Origin of the sequence: Sphingobacterium paludis, assembly GCF_004364125.1 — a bacterium.
Lineage (GTDB): Bacteria > Bacteroidota > Bacteroidia > Sphingobacteriales > Sphingobacteriaceae > Sphingobacterium > Sphingobacterium paludis.
The window spans coordinates 138,106-160,413 of record NZ_SNZV01000001.1; the positions used below are offsets into that span (position 1 = coordinate 138,106).

A 22,308-nucleotide genomic window follows, 5' to 3' on the forward strand; every position below is an offset into this window, starting at 1 on the left:
GCCCTGCAAAACAAAAAAAATCCTGGAGCGGGGAGCTTCAGGATTTTTTACTACTAACCAATTATTAACCTAAATTATGAATTACAACTATAACGCTGACTTTCTGCATTCCGTATGTTCGTAGGTTGGCCTTAACAAAATTTAACGTTTCACCAAATCTGCGCCCGCTTACAATTATCCTCTCTGTACCCATGACCGCCGTTATTTCACCTATCAACCTGTGTGAAACGTCTTGCTCAAACAGCGCGAGGGAGGCCAAAATGATCGTGTATATATTTCGATAAATTTTCAAAAATGTAATACTTATTTTCTATATTCGGGGACGAATACAATCTGACTGAATGCGGTGCTAGGACAAAATCTTGCATTTATGTCAGCATGGTAGATAGAAAGCGATGTAATATTCGTTTTGATTTTCGAAGCCTATAACAAAGGCTTTGATGACCCAATCGAATAAAACTTATGAATGCAAAAACAGGACTTAAACAATATCGGGAGGAATTTGATGCGCTACCGTTGGAATGGAAAATTTCACATACGTTGTCAAAACTTAAATTTCCGTTTATGCGTCATAACTATCTTTTCTGTAGTGTCGCCGATGATTACAATCGGGTGTATACGGAAATAGAAAAATCTATTGTAGACAGTAACAAGCCCTACCTTATCTCTGCCGATACGTTTACTGCAAAAACACTCTATCATTTCTTAGATGCAAATAATGGGAAAGTGATTTTTCTGAGCAATCCTGATCTATGGTGGGTCGCTGGCGTATCCGATGTGCTATGCGGGGCTTTGAATACCGCCCCCGATGGAATGCCTTGGTCCGTCGGCTATTCGGGTGAACAAACGTTTATCTTCACAGGCGTTTTGATTCTATTAAGCAACGAACCTGTAAAGATGTTGAATCATAACCAACGCCTCAAGTATATGCTACGCGACATTGGCATCACACAACTGTAAACGCCTATTTGACCTATTTATGCGTTGATCTTCCATAATATCGATTGTTGTTTCTATTTTCCTTCATGGTTCACAGCATGGTCGGTACGCTGCTTTTTTTTTCAAATAGCTGTATATCGGCAAGTTAATGCTTTTCTCTTTTTAACTATGCGCGTAGGATCGTGTACACGATGATGCCAATAGGCTTTTTGGATTGAAGTGCACAGCGGGAAATGGGGCTTCAGGTCATTATTTTTTTAAAATTTTATTGGAAGATACGGTTCAAAGTTTTATCTTTGTATCACTTTAGAAAAAAGGCATCCTGCCTACTTCAAAGTCGCTATTCCTGAATAGCTCAGCAGGTTAGAGCATCTGACTGTTAATCAGAGGGTCGCTGGTTCGAGCCCAGCTTCAGGAGCCCAAAAAAAGAAGGTGATCAAAACGGTCACCTTCTTTTTTTTATTTTTATCGAACAGCAGGGGCCAAACTAACCCCCGCTTCTTATTTTAGTTTCTTTAGCGCTTCCTTTGCTGCAGGTATGATATCGTCATCCTCTTCGTAATTCTCTATTATGCTGGCCAAGGTGCTTTTGGCCTGCCGAACATCGCCCTTGCGCGCGTAGGTATCTGCGAGTAGAATGAAGCTCTTGGCTACCCAATAATCCTGCGTACTCATATTTTCGATGACATCAAACGCTGATTTTTGCGCTTTGTCATACTCCTTGTTCTCATACTGTAATCGGCCGACACGGTAGCGTGCTTCTGCACTGGCCGCAGACTGGCCTTTGAGCGCAGCTAAATTCAGCTCCTTCATCGCAGATTCCTTATTGCCTTCCTGCTGTAGCGCCTTAGCACTATACAAATGTGCCGTAGCGATTTCCGCTTCAGAAGCCCGATCGTAATTCTTGATCAGTTTCACATAATTGTTCATCTGCTCAAAGTCGCCAATTTCAAAATAACAGATCATCAGGTTTGTTACAGCGTAGCCGTAATTCTTTTTATAATTGGCATTTAGCTCTAGTTTTTTGAGATGGACGATTGCTTCGTTGTATTGCTTCAAGTTTAGGTATAGCGCAGCAACCGTTAATAACGTGTTTTCCGTATACTGACTTGTCCAATCGTTCAAGATCATGTTTAAGTCGTGCAAGGCTTCTTGCGGATGTCCGGTGTGGTATAAACTTACCCCGCGGATATAGCGCGCATACTTCTCCTGTCTTGGTTTAGGGAATTTATCAAAATAGGCATTGATCGCTTCCACGGCCGGGCCATATTGCCCCCTGGAAAACAAAGTGCGACCTACTTGAAACGCCAGGTTATCCTGCTCCGCAACACTTAACTCTGTTACGTTACTGCTGGTCGCATAGTGAATATAACTCGTTGCATCGCCTTGATCAAGGTAAATATTTTCGATGGAAAGGAGCGCTTGTGCAGCCTCGCTACTTGTTGCATATTCCTTCACCACCTTTTGGAAGGTGGCCATAGCCGCTTCGGTGTCGTCCTTATTGTACTGCACAAGCCCGATAGTCATCAACGCCCTTGGAACGTAGCTGCTACGCGGATATTTCTCGATCATTTTTTGAAGCCCGTCGATAGCCGCATCATACTCTCCTTTGGTGAAATATACATACGGAATCTCAAAGGCCACATCGTCTGCATAGTTCGAGCTAGGAAATTTTTCCACCACTGCCCTCAAGGTGTTAAGCTTGGCTTCGTTGTCACCCTGTAAGCCCTGAATAATGCCATGCTGGAACAATGCATAGTCCTGATTGGGTGCTTTGTTGCTGATCAGCTGGTCATAGTACGCATTGGCTCGTCCGTAATTCCGCATGGATAGATAGGAATCTCCTAAACGAGCGATGACGTCATACCGAACATTCTTGTCCGAAGACCCCTCCCCGGTGGCCAAAAAGCGTTCAAAATGTTCCGCGGCCACGCTAAATTTGTTGATCCGAAAGGCTGCATAAGCCAGGGCATAGTTTGCATAATTATACACATCGGTGTTTCGGGCGGCCGGCAAACGAAGAAATCTGGAAAAGTTGTCCACCGCCTCTCCATACTTACGCACTTCGTACATGGCCTCGGCTTTCCAGTAGGTGGCCAAGGCTGCCATTTCCGCGTCAAACGGAAATTGCTCCGATCGCATGAACATGGATATACTGTTTTCGAAGGCCCGCTCATTATAGAATTCCATTCCACGGTAGTATGTAATCTTTTGATAGACCCTATCGGCTTTTTGATCCCTACTCTTGAATGATTCCAATAGGTAGACGGCTGCCTGAAAATTGCTGTTGCCCGACAAAACCTCGATCATCCGTGTTTCCGTCGTCTCTTCCCGTTTTGTACCGCGATCTTGTTCCGCATATTTCAACGCGAGATATTCTTGAAGAGGTTTCAACGCCACTTGAACAGAGTCCAGGCTATATAAGGTTTTAGCGTAGTTGAAGAGTGCATCTGTTTTCAGTTCCTCATCGAAATCCATTCTGGAAGCCTTGTAAAATGCATTGCGCGCACCCTGTTTATCACCTGTTTTCATGGCCATGTAGCCTAACGCAATGATCGAACTTTGATAAAAGGCATCTGCGGGCTCTACCTTCTTTAAAATAGAAGTTGCCCTTTCATATTCGCCAGCGCGATAGGCTAAGATGCCAATTCGGTTGTTGTCGATATTATTACGTCGGGCGTCGGGATACCTTTGCGGTAATGGACTGTGATAAGGTTCTTTAAATTCGTTCCTTTGTAAATACATGCCGGCTGCAATCTGGCGCAATTCGACCTCTAGCGCCGCTCGGTCAATTTTCATATCTGGACTGCGGCGTATTTTTGCGGCATCGGCCAGCATAGGGCGGTAGTCACGTACTATTTCGATGGAATCCATAACTGATGGTCGCCCTTCCTGCCGTTCGATAGATTGGCGCTTCTCCACTTGCTGCTTTTCCCCTTCCTGCGCGTATCCTGTAACCAGTAGTGTTACTAAGCTGCCCGTCAATAAAGGTTTCAGGTAATTATCGCATATCCTCTGTTTACGTATCATTTTCGTCTGTATATCTAAGCGTTTCCATTGTTCATTTGCAGTAAGAATAGGTGTGCTAGACCAATTCCTAAACGTATAACACTCCAAATCTAAAAAAATCCAATCAGAATAGATGAATGGGACTTACAAAGCCAGCGCCATTCTAAATCGATCTGGGGTTAAAATTTGTTAAAATTAAGCTTTTTTCTCCACTGCTTACCGGTTGCCTTTCCCTCGCGGTCATTTACGCCGCTGCGAAATGTTCTTGTTTCGTAGCTACAACTTGATAAACGTAAGCATCCTGCTTTTTTCTGAGGTTATCCATACTTTATTTTCACGAGGAGGATAGTTATCCTGATCGCATGGCATATCGAATGTTCGGATTTTGTAAAGTCTAAAATATTCGTTAATATTGCCTGCGTAAATTAAAAAAATAGTCCCTAAAGCCTTTGCCAATAGTTATTTATAGCGATCGTTTGAATAGAGGGCAGTTAGATTTACCAGTGGCTCAAGGTGTATAGCCTCTGGCTGCTTATCAAGAGCTGAAGGTTCGAAGCAGCTTCAAGGAGCTGATTTATACTGGCGAAAAAGCCGGTTTTTTTTTGTCTAAAAAGTTAAAAAATGAGTTTAGTAATAGTTGGTACGGTTGCGTTTGACGCGCTTGAAACACCTTTCGGAAAGACGGATAAAATTGTGGGCGGTGCGGCAACGTTTGCTGGTCTGGCAGCCTCGTATCTTTACGATCATGTAAAAGTGATCAGTGTTATCGGTGAAGATTTTGGAGAAAACATAGAGATCCTCAAATCACATGCTATTGATGTGGAGGGCGTGGAAATTGTGAAAGGTGGTAAAACATTTTTCTGGTCTGGTAAATACCATAACGATATGAACAGCCGGGATACGTTGATCACGGAGTTGAATGTGTTGGCTGATTTCGATCCTAAAATTCCCGCCTCCTATCAAGATTGCGAATATTTATTGCTAGGTAATTTAACCCCGCAGGTGCAAATCCAGACGTTGGAGCGTCTTAAAAAGCAACCAAAGTTGGTGGTGTTGGATACGATGAATTTTTGGATGGATGTCGCTTTGGATGATTTGAAAGCGGTCTTGAAGAAAATTGACGTGCTGACGATTAATGATGCAGAGGCTCGCCAATTATCAGGAGAATACTCGCTTGTGAAAGCTGCAGCGAAAATCCTACAAATGGGTCCAAAATATTTAATCATCAAAAAGGGAGAGCATGGCGCCTTACTTTTCGGAGAAGGGCAAGTATTCTCGGCTCCTGCATTACCATTAGCCGACGTTTTCGATCCGACAGGTGCTGGCGACGCATTCGCGGGGGGCTTCGTGGGTTATTTGGCGAAGGTAAAATCTATCAATTTCAACAATATGAAAAATGCGATCATTTACGGATCGGCGTTAGCATCATTTTGCGTGGAGGAATTTGGGACGCAAAAGCTTCAACAGTTGTCGCAAGACGATATCCAAGATAGAATTCGGAAATTTATCGCTTTGGCGAAATTTGAGATTAGCGAATAGTCGCTAATCTCAAACCAGTTTTCCGATTAAAAGAAACTTCTCAAATACCCATATGCCATGTGGAGCCTCAGCAAGTTCATCGGTTAAATCTTGTCCCGCCCAATGTTCGTAGTGTTTACCGTCCTTCCACAGACGACTACGCGTTACGTCATAGATTAACCCATTATACGAAACCCAGATGTCGGGCTTATCCTGACCGTTTCGCAGCGCTAACTGCGATCGGGTGTAACATGGTAATTCCATTGTACGAGGAATGCTATAGGCTTTTAGTTGCCACCAAATTTGTAGGCATGCAAGGTTCTTTTCATGGCTTTACGCGCCACATGTATCCTTGTTTTTACTGTTCCTATCGGAATGCTTAGGTGGTCTGATATTTCGTGGTACTTATACCCTTCGAAATACATCGTAAACGGGATATAATAATCGTCCGTTAGGGTAGAGAGGGCATAATTAATATCTTCCATAACAAATTTGTTTTCTCCGCGGTTGCTTGTTGCAGAAACGACGAGATTAGCGTTGGTGATTTCCTCTTCCTTTGTAATAAAAGAGTTTGTTTTTACCACCCTGCGGTAATTGTTGATAAAGGTATTTTTCATAATGGTGTAGAGCCATCCCTTTAAATTTGTTCCCTCTTTGAAGTTGTTGAAGTACGTTACTGCTTTCAGTAACGTGTCTTGTACCAAATCATTTGCGTCATCCTGATCTCTAGTGAAATTTCTTGCATACGTCCTTAGTGAATCAGCCTGTTGAATAACCAAAGTGTTGAATTCTAATTTGTTCATACTAGATTGGATTAAATGTTCCTAATTTGCTTAACGAACTACACGTCCAGCGTTGAAGATTTGTAATTCATTCGCATGAATACGGTTTCCAAGAATAATGCAAATGGCGTGCTAAACTAATTAGACCAGATGAAGTCTAAATGAAAATTAGGTTAAGATAATGTTAGGTAGCGGTATAAATGTTTCTTGATAAGTTATTCTGAATCATATATTTCGAATATACAATGCTTATCAACAGCTTTCGTTAACAAATGTTGAAAACTTTTATAAAACATTTACCTCCCTTTCTAAGTTGATACCAAATTTTTTATACACATCGTTCATTATTTTAGACGATATAGTATATATTTCTAGACCGCTTGCTTGGCCAGTGTTGGTGATTACCAAAGCCTGGTTTTTCCAGACGGCCACATTGCCAACGACTTTCCCTTTCCAACCGCAGGCTTCGATAAGCCAGCCGGCCGCTATTTTCGTTTGCTGCTCATCGATAGGGAAGGATACTATTGTAGGATGAGTCTGCTTAAGTTGATTAAAAAGATCCTTGCTGATAATAGGGTTTTTGAAAAAGCTGCCGGCGTTTCCAACGGTAGAGGGATCAGGTAATTTTTCCACCCGAATGTGAGAAACGACCTGTGCAATATCTTTTATAGTAGGGTTCATAATGTTGCGCGCCGCTAGTTCCGCGTTGATTGCTCCATAGGACGTGTTGATTGCAGTGTGTAGCCCCAGTTTATACGTTACAGACGTGATGATAAATCGACCTTTATGTTCTGTTTTAAAGATGCTGTCTCGGTAGGTGAATTTACAATCCTCTTTGTTAAATGTGGTAAATGTCCCGTTGTGGCTGTCGAACGCTTGACAGGAATAAAAAACATGCATCAGCTCCGTACCGTAGGCTCCAATATTCTGGATTGGTGAGGCTCCAACGGTACCCGGGATTAAAGCCATGTTTTCGACGCCTGGAAAACCATGGTTAATACAATACCAAACAAAGTCATTCCATACTTCACCGGCTTTGGCGGTGATATAGATATAATTTCCTTCAATGAAATGACTGATGCCTTTGTTGGCCATATGAATAATAGTTCCTTCATAATTTTTGGTAAAAAGGACATTACTACCGGCGCCAAGTACGAAGAATTGGTTCGCGAAGATCTGTTGATCATAAAGAACTTCCAGCTGACTTTCTTGTTCTATTTTTACAAACTGTTTGCAGGTAGCGTCAATCCCGAAGGTGTTGAGCTTTTTCAGTGAAATATGCTGTTGGAGTTCGTTTGCCATTTTGTGCTGACTAATTCTTTTAAAAATTCAAAAAAAGAATTAACTTTATAATTTTGGAGTAAAGATACTACAAACAGTATTATTAAAGGAATAAATTATCATGCCCAAAAACGTAGATATAAAAAGAGCCAAGATATTGGAAGTCGCTAAAAAGCGCTTTGCCCATTTCGGTATGGCCAAGACAACTATGGCCGAGATCGCAAAGGATCTCTCTTTCTCGAAGGCACTCTTATATTACTACTTTCCCGATAAGAATAGTCTGTACATGGCTGTTTTAGAGTATGTTATCAATGAGATGATCAACAAGGTGGATGCGTTTGTGGCAAAGGCATCTAATCTGGAGAAAGCTATTCTCTTCGCTATTGAAAGCCGGATGGAATTGATGCGGGAGAACTATAACCTTTTTGAGTATTCCAGTTCTTTATTTATGCAGGATCCGGCAGAGCTTGGTAAAAGTTTGGGACCTTTCTTCGATCGTATACGTGATCAATTTAGTCGCATTCTGTCCATTGGTGTTAAAAATGGCGAAATTGTCGTAGACGACCTGGACGAAACTGCCGAGCTTTTGTTGTTCTCGCTGATGGGCATGCGTACCGGAATTTTGAGTAAGGACTTGAATAATTGTTTGTTTCCGACGCCCGACGAGTTCGAGCTTATCCTAGCCAAGCAAAAGAAGATGATCAGCATCTTTTTGCGCGGACTAAAACCTAACGTCCCGATGCCGCAAGATGTTTCATAATGACTTCTGCGTGAACCCTTGAATTTTCAATAAACCAAAGGTGGGTATTCAGTCCGCCACAAACTACCCCTGCCAGATAGAGTCCCGGAATGTTTGTTTCCATCGATTCAGGGTCATGGGTTGGAATTCTAGGTGACTCGTCTGGAATGGCAACCCCGATCGCTTTTAAAAAGGCGAAGTTGGGCTGGTAGCCGGTGAGTGCCAAGACAAAATCATTTTGGATCGTCACCTCGCCCTTTGGCGTTTGTAGCCTGACAGCCGTCTCTGTAATCTCTTTCAGTGCACTCTCATAAAATACGTCGATCTCCTGAAAAGCGATCCTATTTTCAATATCGGGTTTCACCCAATATTTTACGCGTTGACTGATCTCTTTTCCGCGTACCACTAGTGTCACCTTCGCGCCTTTTCGGTAGGTTTCCAACGCCGCATCGACCGATGAATTGCTTGCTCCGACGACGAGAACGTGTTGCTGCGCATAGTAGTGTGGGTCGTTGTAGTAATGTGATACTTTGGGCAGCTCTTCCCCCGGAATATTCAAGAGCATCGGGATATCATAAAAACCAGTCGCTACAATCACAGCCTTTGCCGTGTATCGGTCTTTGTTCGTTTGGACGTGGAAAACATTGTCCAGCTTTTTTACATCAATAACTTCTTCGAAAAGGTGCGTGTTCAACTTGAACTTGTCATTGACGCGCCGATAATATTCCAGCGCTTCTGCACGTTTCGGTTTGGGCAATGTTGTTACAAAAGGTGTATCGCCGATTTCCAGTCTTTCGGACGAGGAGAAAAACGTCATGTTTGTCGGATAGTTATAGATGGAATTGACCAAACAGCCTTTCTCGATAATCAAGTGTGAGCGACCCGCCCGCTGTGCTTCGATGCCGCAGGCTATACCGATAGGTCCTGCTCCGATAATCAATACATCAAAAAAGTTATCCATTTATTGCTTTAATTTTTTCATCTTCCGCTATAGCTGCCGAGCGGGCGATAAGTTCCTGCGTTACGCGGTGTAAATCTCCTGAAATTTTACTCAAGAACTGTAATTGTTCTGTAATTAAACGATGCTCCTCTTCATCTACCGTAGGTTCGGGGAATGTAGGTAAATGTTCGTTTGTTTTGAAATCATGCTGAAGCTCGTCTGGCGAAGGTAACAAGACAATAGCCTTCTCCAGATCGCTCAAAATACGCTTGAGCAGCTTGACGTGCTCTTTGCTAAACGTTGATATATCGGCTTGATTCACTTGCGTTAACAGATTGGCCGAATAGGACGAAAAGATGTGGTTCAAAATAACAAATCGGTTTACTTCTTTCGTATACTTCTGTCGCCACTTTGGCTCGGTCAGCATGCGTTGAAACGTGGAGCCCATATTGGCCGAAGCAATATAAACCTCCTTACGCGCAAGCTTGTAGGCTGTTCGTGATAGGTTCTCACCGCCCAAAATTTGCACGGCTTGTGCGATATAATTGTAGTTGGCGAGTAGGAGGCTGCGCATATTGCCACGAAATTGTGTGCTTTCCCAGTTCGGAAAAATAAGGTAGTTGGATAAAAATGCGATCACGCCGCCTAAAAAGGTGTCGAATATCCGCTCTTTAGCCATCTCGAACGTATTCATGCCATTGAAGCTGAGCATGATTAAGACATACGGCGTCATAAACATAACGGCGATAATGTAGTTTATCCGGAATAAGCTATACGCTGTCAGAAAGAAAAATATGAGCAATACAAAGCGTATAGCTGGATCATGTATGGTAAATACGATGGTAGCACCAATAATACCGCCCACGACGGTGCCGATAAGCCTTTGCAGGTTTCGCTCTTGCGTGAGACCAAAACCAGGTTTCAAGATGACCATGATCGTCAGCAACGTCCAGTATATCCCATTGGGATTGAAATCAATCAGGCTGAGGGTGAGATAGGTGCCTGACAGGACTAAGGCCATACGCAACGCGTGTCTGAAAACAGAAGATTCCAAACTTAGGTTATTCCTAAATTTCTTCCAGTCGATTTGGTCGCGGGTAATAAATTGGGACGCCGAGTCTATTTCCTGGCGCGGAATATCCGATATCTTCGTCGAGCTGTAGCTGTAGATATCTTCGAGATATTTGACGATGCCGCGGATATTGATGATGATTTTTTTAAGCGGAATGGTATTGATGGATAGCTTATCAAGCTTCTCCACTTCATCGCGCAGGTCATGAATATCGGATTCAAAGCTATAAATAGGCTTAGGCATTCGATTGGCATTGATGGCATAGGCCATGTTGTCCATTTCGTGTGTAAGCTTGACCAGTACATCCTTAAACGGAACCAATACGCCATACTGGCCGTATGTTGTTTTTATCGCGTTGTAGTCATATTGGGTAGTCATACTCTGCTCGAAAAGATCTACAATGTCCGAAAATATCAAGGTTAAGAATCTTCCGATCTTTGTTGTGTCCTTAATAGAGCGTTTACTTTGAAATAAAATATCACGAACCAGCTCTTGGTGCTTATGGACTTCCACCTGCTTTTCTATGAGTTTGAGGTAGTTTTTATCGATGTCAATTTTTGGATCGTAGAAATTTGCTTTAAGCCGAATGTAGTCTGCCACATGCCTGATCGATTCGGATAACTCTTGCTGGGCAACCCGGTATGGCCTGATCTGTAAGATAGACATGCTAATCAACATATACCAAGAACCTCCGATAGCGATATAGATGAGGTACATCCACTTCTCCATGTCCACAAGTTCATGATGTACATTAAACAACATCATAAGCGTACACATAGAACCTACGGTGGCTGCTCGGGCATTAAACACCGCAAGCATGGCGAATGAAAAGCTTAGTAGAGCCACCACGATCGTCGTAAGCGCGACGGAGAAATTGACGTGTATAATGATCACGTATGTTAGCATGCAGAGCAACGCGGTAGAAAGCATACCCAAACGTCGGTGGGAGGGCGCACCTGGCGTATCTGACAATCCGACCAACAAGGCTCCGAGTGAGATCAATGTGCCGATGCTAAAATAGCCGAGCGATGCTGAAACGAGGACGGGGACAATACAGCCGACCGTGATCTTCACGCCTTCGGAGAAGTACTGTCCATAAAAGAAATTCCTTATTTCTTTGGTTTTTTCCATGAATTGCCTGTCATTATGTATGCTGCTACAGAGAATCGTACGCGCGCTGCTCAAACTTAGATAAATTCGAAAATATATGCAATGGTAAATCGTTCAATAGCTACCCTTGCATGCTGCGGGTATCAACGATCTGAAAATAACGCAAACAGTTTTAGCGATATGTTGGTTAGATATCTGGATATGATCGTATATTTAGATTTTTCCGAGGCAAATAGTCGCCTATTCGACGGTCGGGGATGAACGTTTTAACGAGGGAGGTTATCCAAGTTCTCTATTGCCTAGCATAGCACATCAACTAATTTATGGCTGTGTTTTGAATTATTTTCAATAATTAGGTCGATATGCTAATTGTTTTGCAGTAAAAACTTGTGTTTATTTTAAATATTATATAATTTAGAGCGGTTCGAATCCAATAGTATTCGATCCTATGTTATTCCATAATCTTAAGCATGAAAATCAGTCAAAAACAATCCGTTTTTCACAACGAAGTATTAACACGCTTTGACTTATACAAAAGTTTGTTTTTAACCTTGCCCTTCCAGCGGGTAAAGCATACGGGAACGATACTCCCATTTTTCTCTACGCATTGCGAAAAAGGCGTTGATGAGCATCTGACGCCGGAAGATATTATAGAGAGCTTTTTTGGGCAATATGAGCAATATGTGCAGGAAGAAGATCGAATAGATTTTCTTTTCCGTATTGTCCAATACATTGAACGACAAGTTGTTCTTTTTGATGCTGTCGAAGATTCGGCGTTTCAAAGTGTAGGCAAAACGGATGAGTCAGGTATCCTGCAAGGACTTTTTCAACGTGCCCAAGACAATCCTGAGCTCAAGAGAGACATTGTTGAAAAGTTGCGTGATTTTTCTGTCAGACTGGTGTTGACAGCGCACCCGACGCAATTTTATCCGGGTCCTGTGTTAGCCATTATCACCGATCTTATCGATGCCTTAAAGCGAAACGATGTGCCCAATATCCAGTCGCTGTTACAGCAGTTAGGCAAAACCCCCTTTATCAATAAGGAGAAGCCTACGCCCGTAGATGAAGCGGCGAGCTTGGCTTGGTTTCTTGAAAACGTGTTTTATAAAGTTGCCTCCGAAATTCAATCAAAGATCGATAGTGAGCTCGAGGTGCCCATAGAGGATGTTAAACAACTGATTGAACTAGGCTTTTGGCCAGGGGGAGACCGCGATGGAAATCCGAATGTGAATGCGGAAAGTACGAAGAAAGTGGCCAGCATGTTGCGTACCATTTTGTTTCGTTGCTACTACCGCGATTTCCGGCTTGTACGCCGGCGCATTACCTTTCGCGGTGTAGAAAAGTATCTGGACGTTTTACAAACTTTATTTTACAACAATAGCTTCAACCCCGCAGAAAATCCAGTCGATGAAACGCCTGTGATTCTAGAAAATTTAAATGCCGTGAAAGATGTGTTGAACACGCGGCATAACGGATTATTTGTGGAGCTCGTGGAAGATCTGATTCGCAAAGTGATCACGTTTGGCTGTTATTTCACCACGTTGGATATTCGCCAAGATAGTAGCATATTGCGCAACACCTTTAATTATCTGGTGGAACGTTATCCAGAGACGGGTATTGCGTTACAAGATATTGCAGACTCCGAGGAAGCGAAAGAAAAGCGTATTCCATTTTCCGAGCTGAGCTTAGGCTTTGATGCGGATGCTGATAAACTTATCGTCGACACGCTGGAAGTGATCGAGCTCTTGAAAGCGATACAACAGAGCGGAAGCGAACGTGCCGCACAACGGTTTATCATCAGCAATTGCCAGCAAGCTTCTGATATTTTGGGTCTTATGCAGTTGTTCTTGTGGTCTGGCTGGAAGAAAGAATCGTTAACGATAGACTTTGTCCCTCTTTTCGAAACCGTTGACGATCTTAAGCGTGCGGCGGACGTTATGCGTAGCTTGTATGATAATGAGCGCTATGCCGAGCATATCAAACAGCGCGGTAATAAACAGACGATTATGCTTGGTTTTTCGGACAGCACAAAAGATGGCGGCTACCTGATGGCTAACTGGTCCATTTACAAAGCTAAAATCGAACTGACTGCTATTGCACGCGAATATGACGTGGATCTAGTTTTCTTCGATGGACGAGGCGGCCCCCCTGCGCGCGGTGGTGGAAAAACGCAACGCTTTTACGCCTCTATGGGTAAAGAAATTGCCAATGAGCATATACAGCTTACCATCCAGGGACAAACGATCAGCAGTCAGTATGGATCTTTGGAAACCGCACAGCACAACATTGAGTTATTATTGCAAGCCGGCATCATTTCCGAAATTCAGCAGAAGGATGGTGATACGCTGACGAAGAAACAGAAAGAGGTGATCGACCAGATGGCGCAAGAAAGCCATGCGAAGTTTATGTCGCTGCGGAAGCATCCGTTATTTCTGAAGTATCTGGAGACCTTAAGTCCGTTAAAGCAGCTTTCTGAGGTCAATATCAGCAGTCGGCCGGTGAAGCGTAATGCAGGTGGCGAGCTACGCTTGGAAGACCTACGCGCTATTAGCTTCGTAACGTCATGGAGCCAGCTGAAGCAAAATATCCCGGGTTTTTACGGCGTTGGAACGGCCTTGCGCTGGGCGGACGAAAACAACCTATGGTCTTACGTGAAAAATCTGTACGAAAGCTCTGGTATGTTTAAGACGATCATCGATAATTGTATGATGTCTATGACTAAATCCAATTTTGATGTGACAGCCTATATGCAATACGACGAGACATTTTCTGAATTTTGGTCGATGCTGAAAGAAGAGTATGAACTTACGCGGAGTTATGTGATGAAGCTGAGCAATTCTTCTGTGCTTATGGAGCATTATCCTATCGAGCGGGCCTCCATACTGGCACGTGAAAAAATCGTGTTGCCGCTCTTGATTATACAGCATTATGCGATACGTGCGTTACGGGATAACGGGTTATCGGAAGACAAGGAAGCCATTTATAGAAAGCTGATAGCACGCACGATTTATGGTGTGGTAAATGCGGGGCGTAATCTGGCTTAAAATGTTTATTTGGAACGGTAAACCCGATTATTTTTATATTTTTGTAGCATAAAAAGAAAAGAGATGAAATTTAAAACTTTATTTGTTGCCGGTGTATGTGCCAGCGCTTTGTTAGCTTCTTGTAATCCACAGACTGCTAAAGAAAATCAATTAAAGTATACGCATACAAGCTTAGCTGATGGCGACGCGTTTCAATTTTTTGAAATCGTAGGTGCTAAGGTTGTCTACGAGGCGGATTATGCGAAGTATGCACAAACTGCTGCTACTTCCGCGCAGGTAAGACAACTTGCTGCCAAAGCGCAAGAAGTTTATGCGGCGATCATACCGGGCTTGGATAGTTTGGCTATCTTGAAGCAAGTAGATTTCCCGGTGAAAGGTGCGCAACCTTTTGCGGCTCCACATGAAACTGTACATTCCGCTGCTCATCAAAATCATGCAGCAGACTCGGCTACTGCGGATCTTCACGCCACTGCCAGCCATGATCATGCAGGCGCTTATTCCGATGAGAGCTATATGCACCATGTTCAACATGAGGCTGCGGCTATCAAAGACCAATTCGAAAGACTAACCCGTAATACAGACAAAGATCTTCGTTCCTTTGCTAAAGCTAATGTAGAAAAGGTTAACGAACTGTTTGTTATGGCCGGCGGAAAAGAAGATGCGCATGCGCACCACTAAAAAATAACAATAATCAAATGGAAAGGGATGCAATTATTGTGTCCCTTTTTTTTATTTTTAGAGGTAAAATAATAATAAGTTAACATCATATTAATATTGCATTTGTTATTATTGTAGAATTTAATGTCAAACACTAATTCCAAACATACTATTTGTGAGATACGGAGCAATAGATATCGGGTCGAATGCGGTTAGATTATTGATCGCGGAGGTCAACGAAGAAAGCAATCCAATAAAGTTTACAAAAGAAGCCCTCATTCGCGTTCCCCTGCGGCTGGGTGACGACGCGTTTATCCATCAACATATATCGGTGCCAAAGTTCGAAAACATGGTAAAAACGATGCAGGCTTTTCGAAACTTGATGGACGTTTACCGCGTGAGTGATTACATGGCCTGTGCAACATCTGCCATGCGCGATGCAGACAATGGTCCAGAGATCGTTAAAGCGTGCAGCAAGATAGGCATAGATATACAAATTATTGACGGCGCAAAAGAAGCTGCTATTATCTACAATAGCAACCTGCAGGAAAATATGGACAAAAACAAAGTCTATCTTTATATTGATGTGGGTGGCGGGAGTACGGAGATATCATTGTTTGCAAATGCACAACTGGTAGCCTCGCGCTCGTTTAATCTGGGCACGATCCGCATCCTCGATAATCAAGATAGTCCAGACACTTGGGACGATATGAAAAAGTGGGTGCGCGAACATACGAAAATCTATAAGAATATCTATGGCATCGGTACAGGTGGTAATATCAACAAGCTGTCGCGGATTGCAAACGAGAAAATGGATAAGCCTATGTCTTATGCAAAGCTAAAAGCCATATACCTGTATTTAAGCTCCTATTCGCTGAAAGATAGAATTCATGTTTTAGGTTTGAAACAAGACCGCGCGGATGTTATTATACCAGCCGCGGAGATCTTCCTAACGATCATGAAAGTAGGTCATTTAAAAAATATTGTAGCCCCCAGAGTGGGTTTAGTCGATGGTATTATTCAGACTTTGATAGACAGGAACTTAGCAAAATAACGCTATAAATTCTTTAAAATCTTTTCCGAATGTCCCAAAAAGCGTTACTTTTGCTAACGCAATGCCCAGGTGGCGAAATTGGTAGACGCACCATCTTGAGGGGGTGGCGCCTTATGGGCGTGGCAGTTCGAATCTGCTCCTGGGCACATCAAAAAAAAGACTTTCCGCAGGGAGAGTCTTTTTTGTTATTGCGTGCATGCGCGCTCAAGCCCGACTTACAATTTATTTGCTGCTGCGGTAATCTCCGCGATGTCTAGTACTTGAATTTCCTGTTCTTTATCCTTCATTTTCACGCCGTCGCGAAGCATGGTCATACAAAAGGGACAGGCAGCGGCAACAATGTTTGCTTTTGAAGCCAGCACGTCTTCCATGCGCTCGATATTGACATCTTTTGTGCCCGCCTCTGGCTCTTTAAACATTTGTGCTCCGCCGGCACCGCAACAAAGGCCATTACTCCTGCAGCGCTTTAGTTCTACCAAATCAGCGTCTAACACTTCCAGCGCCTTTCGCGGGGCTTCATAAACCTCATTGGCTCTTCCGAGGTAGCACGGATCATGGTAGGTAATGCGTTTTCCTTTGAAGCTATGACCATCAGCCGGTTTTAATTTTCCTTCGTCAATTAAGGATTGGATCAGCTGGGTGTGGTGGATTACTTCGAAGTTACCACCCAGATTTGGGTATTCGTTTTTCAGGGTATTGAAACAGTGTGGACAAGCCGTCACAATTTTTTTGACGGCGTATCCCTCCAAAATCTGTATGTTCGTCATGGCCTGCATCTGGAATAGGAACTCGTTGCCGGCGCGTTTCGCTGGGTCGCCTGTACAGCTTTCTTCCGTACCTAGTATGGCATACTTTATACCGACGTGATTTAATATCTTACAGATGTCTTTCGTGATACGCTGTGCACGCTCGTCAAAGCTGCCCGCGCATCCTACCCAGAACAAAAGGTCTGGTGTTTCTCCTTTGGCCAGCATTTCTGCCGCTGTAGGAATATGAAATGTCGTTTCCATACGCTGTTGTATTAAGAATTTGCCCAATTGGCTCTGTCTGCTGGTGAATATTTCCAAGGAGCGCCGTTGTTTTCTAGATTGCTCAGCATGGCGTTAATACTTGAGGGGCCTTGTGATTCTTCCATAATAGCATATTGGCGTAACCCCATAATAATCTCCAATGGATTGATATTGACAGGACATTGCTCGACACATGCATTACAGGTGGTGCATGCCCAGATTTCCTCCCGCTTGATGTAATCATCCAGTAGCGACTTTCCATCATCGTGAAAGGTTTTGTTTGTATCGATGTTGCGGCCTACTTCCTCTAGGCGATCGCGCGTATCCATCATGATCTTGCGTGGCGATAGCAATTTACCGGTTATATTGGCAGGGCAGGCCGCGCTGCATCGTCCGCATTCGGTGCAGGTATATGCATCAAGCAAATTTTTCCAGGTGAGATCGTGAACGTCCTTCACACCAAACCGTCCAACTTCCGCAGTTGGTGCAGGAACGGTGGGATCTATCATTGCTCGGACTTCCCCTGTCACCGAAGGCATGTTTTCAAACTTCCCCTTCGGTTCAAGTTTCGAGAAATAGGTGTTTGGAAAAGCCAGCACGATATGCAGGTGCTTTGATAAAGGCAAATAGTTCAGGAAAGCCAATACGCCGATGATATGAAACCACCACGCCGTGCGCTCGATGCTGATAAGCCAGTCGACGTTGTTCGGCAGCATTAGGGCTAAGTACTGGCTTATGGGGAAGGCGCCGGCCGTAGGATAATGGCCGAACGATTGCAATTTGTAATCAGCAGCATTCATCAGTAGAAATGCAGCCATCAGGAGTACCTCCGTTATCAGGATAAGATTCGCGTCGGTCCTTGGCCATTTGGTCAATTCTCGGCCACCGAAGCGATAAATGCGCATCAAATTCCGGCGAATCAAGAAGATGACACAGCTGACCAGTACGGCAAAAGCCAACAGCTCGAATGCATAGATTAAAAAACTATAGAAAGGACCCAAGAAGGAAAAGACCCGATGACTTCCAAACACACCGTCGATAACAATCTCCAACATTTCTATGTTGATGATGCAAAAGCCAACGTATACGAAAAGATGTAAGATGGCCGGGAGGGGCTTTTTGAACATTTTATTCTGCCCAAAAGCAACCAATAACATCGTTTTTAAACGTCTTCCCGGCTGGTCATTGCGCTTTTCATCTTTTCCTAATTTGATGTTTCGATATATACGACGGGCATTTCGAGTAAAAAATGCGATGGCTGCAAGGAGCAAAATCAAAAAAATAACTTGACCGATCATAAAATTCTTTCAGGTTCTAACAAATATAAAGATACAAATTAATACTATGCTAGCATAATATTAATTTGGAGAGATTACAAATAAGTAGTGAGATTTTTGGTAGTGAGTAGTGAGTAGTGAGTATTGCGTAATGCGTAGTGGGTAATGCGAAAACTGAACAGGAATGACTCCACGGGGTCAAATGTATATAGCCACAAAATCCGCCATGATTTTCGACCCCACTAGGGGTCGGTTTTAAATTGTAAATGATTTGCTATCGATGTATGACCTCTACGAGGTCAATCAGTACGTATAACGTTTAGCGTGACAGGATCGCAATTCTTCTTTGTTGACTTTTTACTTTCAACTGCACGTTCCATTATTAAACGAAATGTCGCCTCAGTTTTGTTGCGTGTGCCATCATTTGCCTTCGCACTGTCCAATAAGGATGCAACAAAAATAAGCGACGATTTTTTTGCTTCCATTTTTAGGAAAAAAGGAAGGCCTTGTCCTGGCAAAGGGCGGAAGCATTAATTCTTCTCGCCCTCTGTAGAATTAAAGTTTACTTTCTTTTTTGATTTTTCGCTTCGGCACCACTGGTTTCAACGCCTGTTTCGCTGCATACTGACCTTCTAGGTACGTAATTACTTCCAGCGCTATATCTTTGCCTGTGGCACTTTCTATGCCTTCCAGGCCGGGTGAAGAGTTCACCTCTAGAATAAGTGGCCCACGCGATGACGGCAGCATATCAACGCCAGCCACGGTTAGCCCCATGGCCTTCGCCGCGGAGATCGCGGTTTCCTTTTCTGCTCTGCTGAGTTTCACAATTTCTGCGGTGCCACCCCGGTGTAGGTTGGATCGGAATTCGCCTTCCTTTGCCGTTCGCTTCATCGCGCCCACTACTTTGCCATCGACCACGAATGCACGTATATCTGTACCCTTCGCCTCTTTAATATATTCCTGGATAAGAATGTTATTTCCTAAACCATAAAAGGCTTCGATAACCGATGAAGCCGCTTTTTTTGTTTCGGCCAATACAACGCCGATACCCTGCGTTCCTTCCAATAGCTTAATCACCAGCGGCGCTCCGCCCACCATATTGATCAGGTCGTCTACGTCAGAGACGGAGCGGGCAAATCCCGTAATCGGGAGTCCCAGACCAGCACCAGACAAGATCTGCATACACCTCAGCTTGTCCCGCGAGCGCGTGATAGCTTGGCTGGGGTTGGCTGATACCACGTCCATAACTTCAAATTGGCGAACGATGGCCGACCCATAGAAGGTTAATGACGATCCTATTCTTGGGATAATGGCATCAATATGTGATAGATCTTGACCTTTATAATGAATGGTGGGCTTTCCTTGTTGTATGCCCACATAGCATTTGCTATGGTCAATGACTTGACAGTTGTGTCCACGTGATTCGGCAGCCTCGACCAAGCGCTTTGTGGAATAGAGGTTTCTATTCGTCGATAATACGGCTATATTCACTGAGAAAAATTTATTGAGATGAACAGATAAATCGATAATAAGTTTTAGGATATGTTTTTCGCCAGATGCTTTTTGGAAACGTCTACCAGAAATTTGCCACTGATAAAATTTCTACCTAATAGCATCGGGTAGGACATAGAGGATCGGTCTCTCACCGATAGTTTGATGGTAAATAAGGTGTTGAATAGTTTTATTTTCGTTAAAAAAATGTGTCTCGTTTCAGCCTGCCCGAACGAGCTGCGCACGACGCGCTCGCGATGGATAGGGAATGTGAGCTGCACGACCTCCGCGTTGTCATCTTCCGGATGCCCCGCAATGTAGCAGCGGATGTAGCGATGTCCATCCTTTTCAAATACTTCGAAATCTTCGCAATGGAGTACCGATGTTTCTGCACCCGTATCAATTTTCGCATAGATGTTGTACAATCCCAATTCTGGAAGATCTACCGTTTCAATACTACCAATAATACGTTTCTCTTTCAATACGACCATTAGCACAGCGTTTATTCGTAAACAAACTCGCCATGGGGCGAACGGATGGTCACCTTTTTGCTGGATGCATCCTCAACCCGGCCTATAATTTGTGCAGCTATACCAAACGATTCTGACATAGCGATACAATCTGCAGCAATTTCTTCCGGAACATAGAGTTCCATACGATGTCCCATATTAAAGACCTTATACATCTCTTCCCAGTTCGTATTAGACTGTTCCTGAATAAGCTTAAAAAGTGGTGGAATCGGAAATAAGTTGTCTTTGATGATATGCACATCGTCCACAAAATGTAGGACTTTTGTTTGTGCTCCACCCGAGCAATGCACCATGCCGTCAATTTGCGCCCTATATTTATCCAATATGGCTTTGATAACTGGTGCGTAAGTTCGCGTGGGCGAAAGAACCAGTTTACCTGCTGAAACGGTCTGCTCGTTTGCTACAGTGATTTCATCCGTTAGTTTACATCCGCCGGCAAAAACCAATTCGTAGGGAACGGCAGGATCATAACTTTCCGGGTATTTTTCTGCTACATATTTATGAAACACGTCATGACGTGCGGAGGTGAGGCCATTGGAGCCCATTCCGCCATTGTACTCTTTTTCGTAGGTTGCTTGCCCATAAGATGCCAAACCGACGATAACATTTCCAGCCTTAATTTTATGATTTGAAATCACTTCTTCGCGTTTCATACGGCATGTTACCGTACTGTCCACAATAATCGTCCGGACCAGATCACCCACATCAGCTGTTTCTCCACCGGTGGAGAAAATACCTAAACCTAAATCGCGTAATTCCTGCAAGATCTCCTCGGTCCCGTTGATAATTTCAGCGATTACCTCGCCGGGTATCAGGTTTTTATTTCTCCCAATGGTGGATGAAAGCAAGATATTGTCTACAGCGCCAACACATAGTAGATCGTCTACATTCATAATAATTGCATCTTGCGCGATGCCTCGCCAAACAGAGATGTCGCCCGTTTCTTTCCAATATACATAGGCCAATGATGACTTTGTGCCCGCTCCGTCCGCGTGCATAATGTTGCACCAGGCAGCGTCATTGCCCAAAATATCGGGTATGATCTTGCAGAAAGCTTTTGGGAAAAGCCCTTTATCAATGTTCTTGATAGCATTGTGCACATCCTCTTTTCCTGCGGATACACCTCGTTGGTTGTATTTTAAGTCTGACATCTTGCTTGCAAAAGTAACAAACACAATGCTATTCTTAAAACCGAAAAGAAAAGAAATTAGGTTAGCACGGCATGGATGGTTTTCCAACGTTCCAAAAGCCGGTCTTGGTTGAAGCTGGCATTTGCTGGGCTGCTGCTGGGCAGTGTGTAGTAGCTTATTCCCTCGCTTCGCTGAAAATACTTGTCGAACAGTTTTTCCGCCTTTTGGCCGTTGAAAAAGATGGCTTGTATACCGGGTTGGGTTTCCAATAATTGGGGGATGGGGTTTGGCACTTCTTGTAAGATGTCCAAGTCCATACTCCCTTTGCGGAACGCGGTTTGACACACATCCCATAAAGCAATTCCATGTCTATGTAATAGCGCCAAACGCGCTGGATAATCCGTGGGCAGGTCCTCCTCAAACAGATGAAAGATAAGCTTCCAGAATCGATTCTGCGGATGGGCGTAATATTGCTGTTCAGCTAATGAACGATCACCGGGCAGCGAGCCCAAGATAAGCACCTTGCTGTTTGCTGGAACAATCGCATCAAAAGATTTCTTGATCATACTTCGAATATAGCAAAAATAAAAATTGGCGACGATGCCTTTACTTGCCAGCCTATAACCTGTATGTTGCAATGTTTCATCCGATCAAAAATGCAGGAAGGATGGAATCTGTTTACGAATTGGTTCGTTGCTTGTACCTTTTTTTCACAGTAAGCCCAT

The 22,308-nt window shown here is 43.6% G+C and carries 18 protein-coding genes and 2 tRNA genes; 8 read left to right on the forward strand and 12 right to left on the reverse strand.

The features are described from left to right. Positions 1-462: 462 nt before the first annotated feature. Both B0I21_RS00615 and B0I21_RS00620 read left to right on the forward strand, forming a co-directional pair. Positions 463-960: a hypothetical protein gene (locus B0I21_RS00615; protein ID WP_133638415.1), complete on the forward strand. Its 498-nt coding sequence runs from the start codon at positions 463-465 to the stop codon at positions 958-960. Between the two features lie 323 nt (positions 961-1,283). Beyond that, a tRNA-Asn gene (locus B0I21_RS00620) sits at positions 1,284-1,357 on the forward strand. A gap of 83 nt (positions 1,358-1,440) precedes the next feature. On the opposite strand, the gene B0I21_RS00625 is transcribed toward B0I21_RS00620, so the two are convergent. Then, the gene (locus tag B0I21_RS00625; RefSeq protein WP_133638416.1) at positions 1,441-3,969 is read right to left on the reverse strand and encodes a tetratricopeptide repeat protein; all 2,529 of its coding nucleotides are present in this window, start codon (positions 3,967-3,969) and stop codon (positions 1,441-1,443) included. 600 nt (positions 3,970-4,569) lie between these two features. On the opposite strand from B0I21_RS00625, the gene B0I21_RS00630 reads away from it, so the two are divergent. Further along, the gene (locus B0I21_RS00630; protein ID WP_133638417.1) at positions 4,570-5,487 is read left to right on the forward strand and encodes a PfkB family carbohydrate kinase; all 918 of its coding nucleotides are present in this window, start codon (positions 4,570-4,572) and stop codon (positions 5,485-5,487) included. A 9-nt stretch (positions 5,488-5,496) separates the two neighbouring features. On the opposite strand, the gene B0I21_RS00635 is transcribed toward B0I21_RS00630, so the two are convergent. The 3 genes from B0I21_RS00635 to murB all read right to left on the reverse strand — a co-directional run bounded on the left by B0I21_RS00635 (position 5,497) and on the right by murB (position 7,550). Next, complete coding sequence (locus B0I21_RS00635; protein ID WP_133638418.1) at positions 5,497-5,730, reverse strand: cytochrome b5 domain-containing protein; 234 nt, start codon at positions 5,728-5,730, stop codon at positions 5,497-5,499. A 23-nt stretch (positions 5,731-5,753) separates the two neighbouring features. Further along, positions 5,754-6,269, reverse strand: coding sequence for an RNA polymerase sigma factor (locus B0I21_RS00640; RefSeq protein ID WP_133638419.1), 516 nt, complete (start codon positions 6,267-6,269; stop codon positions 5,754-5,756). A 264-nt stretch (positions 6,270-6,533) separates the two neighbouring features. Beyond that, the gene (gene murB / locus B0I21_RS00645) at positions 6,534-7,550 is read right to left on the reverse strand and encodes a UDP-N-acetylmuramate dehydrogenase (RefSeq protein WP_133638420.1); all 1,017 of its coding nucleotides are present in this window, start codon (positions 7,548-7,550) and stop codon (positions 6,534-6,536) included. Between the two features lie 100 nt (positions 7,551-7,650). Between murB and B0I21_RS00650 the strand changes: the two genes are divergently transcribed. Beyond that, positions 7,651-8,289: a TetR/AcrR family transcriptional regulator gene (locus B0I21_RS00650; protein WP_133638421.1), complete on the forward strand. Its 639-nt coding sequence runs from the start codon at positions 7,651-7,653 to the stop codon at positions 8,287-8,289. On the opposite strand, the gene B0I21_RS00655 is transcribed toward B0I21_RS00650, so the two are convergent. Together B0I21_RS00655 and B0I21_RS00660 are read right to left on the reverse strand one after the other, a co-directional pair. Next, on the reverse strand, positions 8,258-9,229 hold the full coding sequence (locus B0I21_RS00655) for a YpdA family putative bacillithiol disulfide reductase (protein WP_133638422.1): 972 nt from the start codon (positions 9,227-9,229) through the stop codon (positions 8,258-8,260). The genes B0I21_RS00650 and B0I21_RS00655 overlap by 32 nt on opposite strands. Continuing rightward, the gene (locus B0I21_RS00660) at positions 9,222-11,411 is read right to left on the reverse strand and encodes an FUSC family protein (RefSeq protein ID WP_133638423.1); all 2,190 of its coding nucleotides are present in this window, start codon (positions 11,409-11,411) and stop codon (positions 9,222-9,224) included. The genes B0I21_RS00655 and B0I21_RS00660 overlap by 8 nt, the downstream gene beginning before the upstream one ends. Positions 11,412-11,860: 449 nt before the next feature. Here B0I21_RS00660 and B0I21_RS00665 point away from each other — a divergent pair, with 449 nt between their 5' ends. The 4 genes from B0I21_RS00665 (at position 11,861) to B0I21_RS00680 (ending at position 16,291) form a co-directional block, all read left to right on the forward strand. Continuing rightward, the gene (locus tag B0I21_RS00665) at positions 11,861-14,434 is read left to right on the forward strand and encodes a phosphoenolpyruvate carboxylase (RefSeq protein ID WP_133638424.1); all 2,574 of its coding nucleotides are present in this window, start codon (positions 11,861-11,863) and stop codon (positions 14,432-14,434) included. A 63-nt stretch (positions 14,435-14,497) separates the two neighbouring features. Then, positions 14,498-15,112 (forward strand): hypothetical protein, encoded by a 615-nt coding sequence (locus B0I21_RS00670; protein ID WP_133638425.1) that lies wholly within the window; start codon positions 14,498-14,500, stop codon positions 15,110-15,112. Between the two features lie 154 nt (positions 15,113-15,266). Then, positions 15,267-16,145 carry a Ppx/GppA phosphatase family protein gene (locus B0I21_RS00675; protein ID WP_133638426.1) on the forward strand — a complete coding sequence of 293 codons (879 nt, stop codon included), beginning with the start codon at positions 15,267-15,269 and terminating at the stop codon, positions 16,143-16,145. A 63-nt stretch (positions 16,146-16,208) separates the two neighbouring features. After that, positions 16,209-16,291 (forward strand) — tRNA-Leu (locus tag B0I21_RS00680). A gap of 69 nt (positions 16,292-16,360) precedes the next feature. Here B0I21_RS00680 and B0I21_RS00685 read toward each other — a convergent pair. The 6 genes from B0I21_RS00685 to B0I21_RS00710 all read right to left on the reverse strand — a co-directional run bounded on the left by B0I21_RS00685 (position 16,361) and on the right by B0I21_RS00710 (position 22,149). Beyond that, positions 16,361-17,155, reverse strand: a complete 795-nt coding sequence (locus B0I21_RS00685; RefSeq protein ID WP_133638427.1) for a (Fe-S)-binding protein — start codon at positions 17,153-17,155, stop codon at positions 16,361-16,363. 11 nt (positions 17,156-17,166) lie between these two features. Next, complete coding sequence (locus B0I21_RS00690) at positions 17,167-18,453, reverse strand: 4Fe-4S dicluster domain-containing protein (protein ID WP_133638428.1); 1,287 nt, start codon at positions 18,451-18,453, stop codon at positions 17,167-17,169. Positions 18,454-18,987: 534 nt separating this feature from the next. Beyond that, complete coding sequence (gene rimK / locus B0I21_RS00695; protein WP_133638429.1) at positions 18,988-19,923, reverse strand: 30S ribosomal protein S6--L-glutamate ligase; 936 nt, start codon at positions 19,921-19,923, stop codon at positions 18,988-18,990. A gap of 44 nt (positions 19,924-19,967) precedes the next feature. Beyond that, positions 19,968-20,414, reverse strand: coding sequence for an ATP-dependent zinc protease family protein (locus B0I21_RS00700; RefSeq protein WP_243835904.1), 447 nt, complete (start codon positions 20,412-20,414; stop codon positions 19,968-19,970). Positions 20,415-20,425: 11 nt separating this feature from the next. After that, a complete protein-coding gene (locus B0I21_RS00705; RefSeq protein ID WP_133638430.1) occupies positions 20,426-21,604 on the reverse strand; it encodes an AIR synthase related protein in 1,179 nt (392 codons plus the stop codon). Positions 21,605-21,660: 56 nt separating this feature from the next. Next, a complete protein-coding gene (locus tag B0I21_RS00710; protein ID WP_133638431.1) occupies positions 21,661-22,149 on the reverse strand; it encodes a DNA-deoxyinosine glycosylase in 489 nt (162 codons plus the stop codon). Positions 22,150-22,308 lie beyond the last annotated feature (159 nt).